We start from the raw sequence: 6,696 nt of genomic DNA on the forward strand, positions 1-6,696 counted from the left end.
TTCTTGTTCATCAGCTCGCAGTTTTGCTAGCGGCTTCCTTCAGACCAAACCTCGCGGTTAAGCCCTTGCCATTCGCTAGTAGTTAACATCTAATAACGACATAAATCGCTAAGGATGGTGACCTTCCTACAGAGGACTTTCACCTCATTAGTTCATGCCCATGCTGGGCGTACACAAGGCAATTAATCGGAACTAAAACAGTGGGTTACGTTCCGCTTCGCTACACATTTTAACCCACTATTTTAGTCCGCTTATTGCGGCGTTACGTTTCATCGTATTTACTGTATAGAGTAGCAGGATGAATGTAGAAATAATCGGAGATCGTAACTTCATTCGCTCCGTTCAGGAGCATGGTGGAGTGTGGCTGCTACTTGCTGGTCAGGCGCTTTATGCCTTGCCGATGGACGGTGGTAGAGCTTTACCTGTTTGGCTCTCAGCCGCGGAAGCTGAAAGTTTTGCACAAAATTTGAACGGAAATGTTTTTTCACCTGTTTTTGTACCAGTGAATGCTTTTCTGGGTGCTGCTTGGTTGGGATCGTCAAGCCTGCACATTATTGATGTTTTGGCATCTCCCAGATACGGCCACGAGGCTCTCACTTACACAGCTGATGAACTCCGTGCCAAACTCAAAACGTAACAAGTTGCAGCACTTTGCCGCCGTTGGCGGCTGGACGGCCACTGCCGTGGCCGTCCGTGTGCTCAGGCGATTATGCAGCATCCAAGAGTAGAGGTTTATAAATGAAAAATGCTAAGGCCGATGCGGCCCTTTATCTTCTAACAGGGCTTATTCAGTGTCTTGAGACGGAGCGCCCAGGGATGATTTCGGAAATGATCGAGGGTGTTGAAGGTGATCGTGCTTCACTTCCGGAAAGTATCGAAGATAGAGATCATGTCGAGCAGATCTTTGACGAGGCTATTAGGTTGCTAACTCGTGCCAACACTGTATAACCAGTCGCAACTCGGCCGATGGCCGCCCGACACCACTAATGTGACGCTGCTGTGCTAGGCGTTAGGCAAACCAAGGAGATTTTTTTAGTGCGGTACCTAATCATGGCTATGCGTACGCCCCAATTTCAGCAGTCGGTCGTTGATGCTCACAAGCAATTCTTGACCCAACTCAAAGCAGATGGCGTCCTTGAACTCGCAGGCCCATTCACCGACGAGTCTGGTGGCGCGTATGTCATTTCAGCTAAGGATCTAGAAGAGGCGCAGGCAATTGCATTCAACGATCCGGTTCATGATAGCGGATCGTCCGAGGTGTCAGTGTATGAGTGGAATGCAGTCTAGTCGCCTAACAAGAAAATTATGTCGTCCCTTCGGGGCTGGGACGCTCGCAAGCTCGCACCCCATATTTTGGCGTTAGCAGCTCCCTCCACCTACCTTGCTAAATGAGTAAAAAAGAGATAATTTATACTCATGAACATTTTCGAGTTTGATGACGAGAAAAGCCAGGAGAGTCGCCATAAGCATGGAATCGACTTTCATGATGCTCAAGCGCTATGGGAAGACCAAGACCTACTAGAAGTTCGGGCGAAATCATCTGATGAACCTCGTTACCTGGTTATTGGTCTTATAGGGATGAAGCACTGGTCTGCTGTTATCACTTATCGAGGTGAGAAGATTCGTCTTATTTCGGTACGACGCTCGCGCAAGAGAGAGGTAGAGTTGTATGAAAGCTAAAGATTTTGACTCGAAATTTGATGAAGGTGCAGATGACATCATTGATGATCTGGACGTCAAGAGCGCACGGCGGGTAAACCAGGAAGCGAAACGTATTAACGTAGACTTTCCGGTTTGGGTAGTTGAGTCACTTGATCGCGAAGCTGCTCGAGTTGGTGTTACTCGACAATCAATTATTAAAGTTTGGCTGGTGGAGCGTTTGCGAGCTGAAGCTGCTAACAAGCCACTCAAAAGTGACACCCCAAGCGGCGCACATTAGCGGGGCGTTGGGCATCAAACATCATACATATGTGTGAATATTGCGCGTATTTCGCAGGCTACCAATGAAAACTTACGATTTCCAGTCCTCCAACGCTTTTGTTGAACTCTTTGAAATAGCCCCCTATGCATCTGGCGCATTGGATGGTTTGTGCTTTGCAGTTAAAGACAACATCGATATTCGTGATCGATTTACCTCCTATGGTAGTAAGTCATGGCGTGAAGCACACCCGCGAGCTGCGTACCATGCGGTTTGTGTGGAACAACTGTTGATGGCTGGAGCGCGTTGCGTCGGCAAAACAATAGCTGACGAATTTACCTATAGTCTGGACGGCGAGAGCTACTTCTACGGTACGCCAGTGAACCCACGCGCCCCGGATCGGATCCCCGGCGGGTCTTCGAGTGGCTCGGCGTCGGCAGTCGCATGTGGGTTGGTAGACTTTGCGCTGGGTACTGACTGCGGTGGATCAATCCGGATTCCCGCCAGCCTTTGTGGGGTGTTTGGCATGCGGCCAAGTCTGCATCGCATCTCCGAAGCCGGAGTACTTCCTTTTGCACCAAGTGTCAGCACTGTTGGCGTATTGGCTCAAAATCTTCCTGTTCTGCGCCAAGCGATGCGTGTACTTCTTCGCAGCCATGACGCTGCCCTACCACCAGTGAAAAATATCTATTTGGTGAAGGAAGCCTTCGCACTAGCCGACCCCGCGATCCAGAACGCCTTGTCCGAGTGCATTGCGCATTTGAGTACTTTCCCTAATATCACCGTCGCTTCCATTTCTCTGCGCGACATCACCGGCTTGAACGTCAGCCTAAAATCGTGCAACGAGGATGCGCTTCGGGTACTCCAGACGGCGGAAATTGCCAACACCATTGGAGGGTGGATTCAGGAAAATGGACCCGAACAAGGACCGAACTTCCAGGCAGGATATCGTAACGTCGAACAGTTCGACCGCAGCACGATGAGCGATGCCCTGAACTTATGCGAAGCCCTCTTTTCACGGGTTGCCGGGTTCACTCAGCCGGGCGATGTTTTCTGTTACCCGACGGCACCTGTGCTTGCCCCGAAGAGAGGCACACTCACAGGTAGTAACCTTAATTCTGTACTCGATTATTATGGCCGTACTATGGCCGTCACATCATTTGCTGGTGTTGCCCGGTTACCCGAGATCACCATTCCACTGGCTCAGGTTAATGGTATTCCTGTCGGGCTTTCTCTGGCAGCTGGTCACTATCAAGATGAGTTTCTACTCGACGCCAGTCTGCGCTTGTGGGGTTCGCAACCAATGGGGTTAGACTTATGTTCCGTAACTACGTAACACACAGAGCCCAGATGCCCAACCAATCATTCCACCGGACACTGCGCGATAAAGCTGCGCATCGCCGGTGAATGCAAACGTTCAGGCTGTAGAAAAACCTCCCGAACTATGATCTGATCGGGTTTTGAAACGCAGGAGGCGGTGATGGCTCGATTCAAGCACTACGACTACAACCAAACGTCGATGGTGGTCATTAATTACCTGGATCAGTTGCAGCCGGATACTTTTAGTATGCTCTGCATTACCCCTGTTTTTTATAAAGAGGCAGAAAAGCTGGATCTTTCCGCGTTTCATCAGCCTTATAAGAATGATAGTGAAGGCCGTCCGGCTTATGATCCGGCGATTCTGCTAAAAATCATCCTGTTTGCTTATTCTAAAGGCATCACCTCCAGCCGTGAGATTCAGTGGTGCTGCGAAACCAATATCATCTTTAAAGCCTTGTCCTGCGATAGCGTTCCGCACTTCAGCACCCTTGCTCATTTTGTTAGCAGCCAGCCCCAAGCCATTGAAGACTTGTTTGAACAGGTGCTGTTGATCTGTGATCAGCAGGGGCTTTTAGGCCATGAGCTTTTTGCCATTGATGGCTGTAAAATGCGCTCCAATGCCGCTAAGGAATGGTCTGGCAAACACCTGATCCGTCATCACCTGAGTGAACATCAAGAAAAAGACCGCTGGGAAAGTGAAGAAGAACTGGATCGTGATATCCGCAAAGCCAAAACCATCCTGACCCTGGATGCCGCGGCCAACAAGATCGGTGACTTTTTAAAGCACAGCCAACCAAGGACGGGTAAAGGCAAACGCAGCAAGGAAGTGAAGAGCAACATCACCGACAATCAATCCGCAAAAATGGTCGGTTTTTGTTCCCGACAAAACCGACATTTCCTACATCCCTGTAGGTCAACCACGAGCAAAGGCACCATCCAGGGTTATAACGGGGTGGCTTCCGTTGATAAAAAACACCAAATTGTTATTGATGCCCAAGCCTTCGGTGAAGGGCAGGAACACCACACGCTGCAACCCGTTTTGGAAACCATTCAAGAACGTTACAAGCGGCTGGGCATCAGCAAAAACCTCTATAAAGAAGGCATTGTTGTTACCGCCGATACCGGCTTCGCCAACGAAGCGAACATGAAATACTTACACGAAAAACAGATTAACGCCTACATCCCAGACAACCAGTTCCGTAGCCGTGATCCCAAGTTAGCTCACCAGAAAGAGAAATACGGCAAACGCCACCAGATACCGGGCAAGCCCAAGATCAAACAACTGATCCCAGCCAGCGAGTTCCAGTTCGACCCCATTAACTTGACCTGCATCTGCCCAACTGGCAATCAGATCAGCCACCGTGGGACAAGAGACAACGACCAAGGTGTTCCCACTGCCTATTTTGAAGGCAGACTGCTGCAATGCCGGAACTGTCACAAAAAGCACCAGTGCATGAAGAACCCATCCGCAGATAACCACGGCAAAGGCGCAGGCCGCCAAGTCAGCTTCCCGTTAAATGACAAACGGCCACCGAGTTACACCGACTGGATGAAACATCGCGTCGACAGCCCCCACGGCAAACAAATCTACAGCCACCGGATGTCCGTTGTCGAACCGGTCTTCGGCAACATCGGCACCAACAAAAGACTGAACCGCTTCAGCCTGAGAAGCAAAACCAAAGTACAAGGCCAATGGCAGCTTTATTGCTTGGTGCATAATGTAGAAAAACTGGCAAAATACGGGCATCTCAGCCAGTAAAACAGAGTGAATACAGCCTTAAACAGGCACTGAAAGCAGCACGATACTTGGCTTACAGACAACCAAAGCCTAAAAAGGCTGGAAACACAGAATAAACAAGCGATTACCGGCAAAACCGGCAATCAACAATTAACAACAGAGAGCGAGTTGTTGGTGGGAAAAACGGGTTAGAAACAGGTTTTTCTACAGATTCGTTAAATGACATTTTTGAGGAAGGCGCATGAGAAGCTATCCAGAAGGTTCAACTAAAGATATTGATAAAAAAGAATTTGAAGCGTCCATAAACTGCATTGAGAGACACTTGGGTAAAGTATGGTTAGAAAAAAAACTAACCCTGAATAATCCTATCAAGAAACTTTGGCATTCAACAGATGTTTATTCTTCTGTTGAGCTTTACCTGATAGGTAAAGCTATATCAAAAGCTGAAAAAAACAATCAAGAAGATTGGATTGAGGATCTTGTTAGCAAAATTAAGAATGCAAAGAAGATAAACATAGTAGGTCTTCTTTATGAGGGGCTAGTATACCTTATACTCAATGGTAAGGAGCAACAGTTGGCACCTGCTGGTAATGAGGGGTACGATGTTACATATTCATATTCTAATGACATCAACATGTATATCTCATGCAAAAAACTTATGTTGTCACAAGAGCATGATAAGCTCGAAAAAACATTCAGCTCCTTGTCATCATTCATTAGTAATAATGTATCTAATAACACAAGTAATTCTCATAGATATGTCGTAAGTTTAAAAAACAAAAACATTAAGCTCTCTCATCTTAAACATTGTTTATCTTTAGTGACGGATAAACCAGAAGGTACATATAATTTTGGTTCTGTCAGTGTTAGATATAGCAACGTTATTGATGATACTTTACCTTACTCATACGATAAATTTAGGGCTAGTTATCAAATAATATTGAATGTTCCCCATAAAAATGAAGAGAGGAAAAGAATTAACAACCTAATAGGCTCAGCCTATAGAAACCTTAAGAAGCACTCTAAAGCTGAAAAAGGGAAATCAATTAATGCGATTTTCATTAGCTTGCCAGATCATGTTTCTCTCCAGCTTGCAAAGGGATGGGCGCGAAATAGTTTTAAAAGCAACTACTCGCAGCTTTCTTTAATTGTTTTCACGAAATTTTTACCCGTAAATAGTCCAGATGCAGACTTTCTTACAACTCAATACGATGTTGCATTTAATGACAATTGTGTAAACCCACTATCAGGTAACGATGTGCCAATAAAAGATTGGAAGAGGTTACTTGAAATTGAATTTCCGTTAGGGATGCACAGTACGAAAGAATCCAAGGTGGTTTTCACTAACCTTAATTTAGATGTTAATCAATCCTATCTTTTTCAAAAAGGTGAAGTTAATTTGGTTAGTAATAATATTTTATTAATGGAGCTGGAAGCTAAGGAAGGTATAAAGTTTATCGTTCGGGATGAAGAAAGCCAAAAGATGCTAAAAATCGTAGAGCCATTACCAATGCAGTTCAATGTCATTTAACAAACTGTTTAAGAGTGATTCGCAACGCGTGGCATTTTTACTATGCGTTAGGTTTAGTGGTTAAGGTGGTCTGCGGAAGCTTGGGCATTGCGTTGCTCACACCTTAACAGGGCGTTCAGGCTGTAGAAAAACCTCCCGAACTATGATCTGATCGGGTTTTGAAACGCAGGAGGCGGTGATGGCTCGATT

The 6,696-nt window shown here is 46.4% G+C and carries 8 protein-coding genes; all 8 read left to right on the top strand.

From position 1 onward, the window contains the following. Positions 1–298: 298 nt before the first annotated feature. The 8 genes from G517_RS0111815 (at position 299) to G517_RS0111850 (ending at position 6,507) form a co-directional block, all read left to right on the top strand. Positions 299–637 (top strand): DUF2750 domain-containing protein, encoded by a 339-nt coding sequence (locus G517_RS0111815; RefSeq protein WP_028304584.1) that lies wholly within the window; start codon positions 299–301, stop codon positions 635–637. A 101-nt stretch (positions 638–738) separates the two neighbouring features. After that, on the top strand, positions 739–948 hold the full coding sequence (locus G517_RS0111820) for a hypothetical protein (protein ID WP_028304585.1): 210 nt from the start codon (positions 739–741) through the stop codon (positions 946–948). Positions 949–1,050: 102 nt separating this feature from the next. Next, entirely contained in the window at positions 1,051–1,287 is a 237-nt protein-coding gene (locus tag G517_RS0111825; protein ID WP_036591384.1) for a YciI family protein, read from the top strand. Positions 1,288–1,416: 129 nt separating this feature from the next. Further along, positions 1,417–1,680 carry a BrnT family toxin gene (locus G517_RS0111830; protein WP_028304587.1) on the top strand — a complete coding sequence of 88 codons (264 nt, stop codon included), beginning with the start codon at positions 1,417–1,419 and terminating at the stop codon, positions 1,678–1,680. Then, complete coding sequence (brnA, locus tag G517_RS0111835) at positions 1,670–1,939, top strand: type II toxin-antitoxin system BrnA family antitoxin (protein ID WP_028304588.1); 270 nt, start codon at positions 1,670–1,672, stop codon at positions 1,937–1,939. Before G517_RS0111830 ends, brnA begins: the two co-directional genes overlap by 11 nt. 64 nt (positions 1,940–2,003) lie before the next feature. Then, on the top strand, positions 2,004–3,254 hold the full coding sequence (locus G517_RS0111840; RefSeq protein ID WP_028304589.1) for an amidase family protein: 1,251 nt from the start codon (positions 2,004–2,006) through the stop codon (positions 3,252–3,254). A 144-nt stretch (positions 3,255–3,398) separates the two neighbouring features. Further along, complete coding sequence (locus G517_RS0111845) at positions 3,399–4,997, top strand: transposase (RefSeq protein WP_028304590.1); 1,599 nt, start codon at positions 3,399–3,401, stop codon at positions 4,995–4,997. A gap of 220 nt (positions 4,998–5,217) precedes the next feature. Continuing rightward, entirely contained in the window at positions 5,218–6,507 is a 1,290-nt protein-coding gene (locus tag G517_RS0111850) for a hypothetical protein (protein ID WP_028304591.1), read from the top strand. The last annotated feature ends 189 nt before the right edge of the window (positions 6,508–6,696 follow it).

The sequence above is a fragment of the Oceanospirillum maris DSM 6286 genome (assembly GCF_000422865.1).
GTDB lineage: Bacteria > Pseudomonadota > Gammaproteobacteria > Pseudomonadales > Halomonadaceae > Oceanospirillum > Oceanospirillum maris.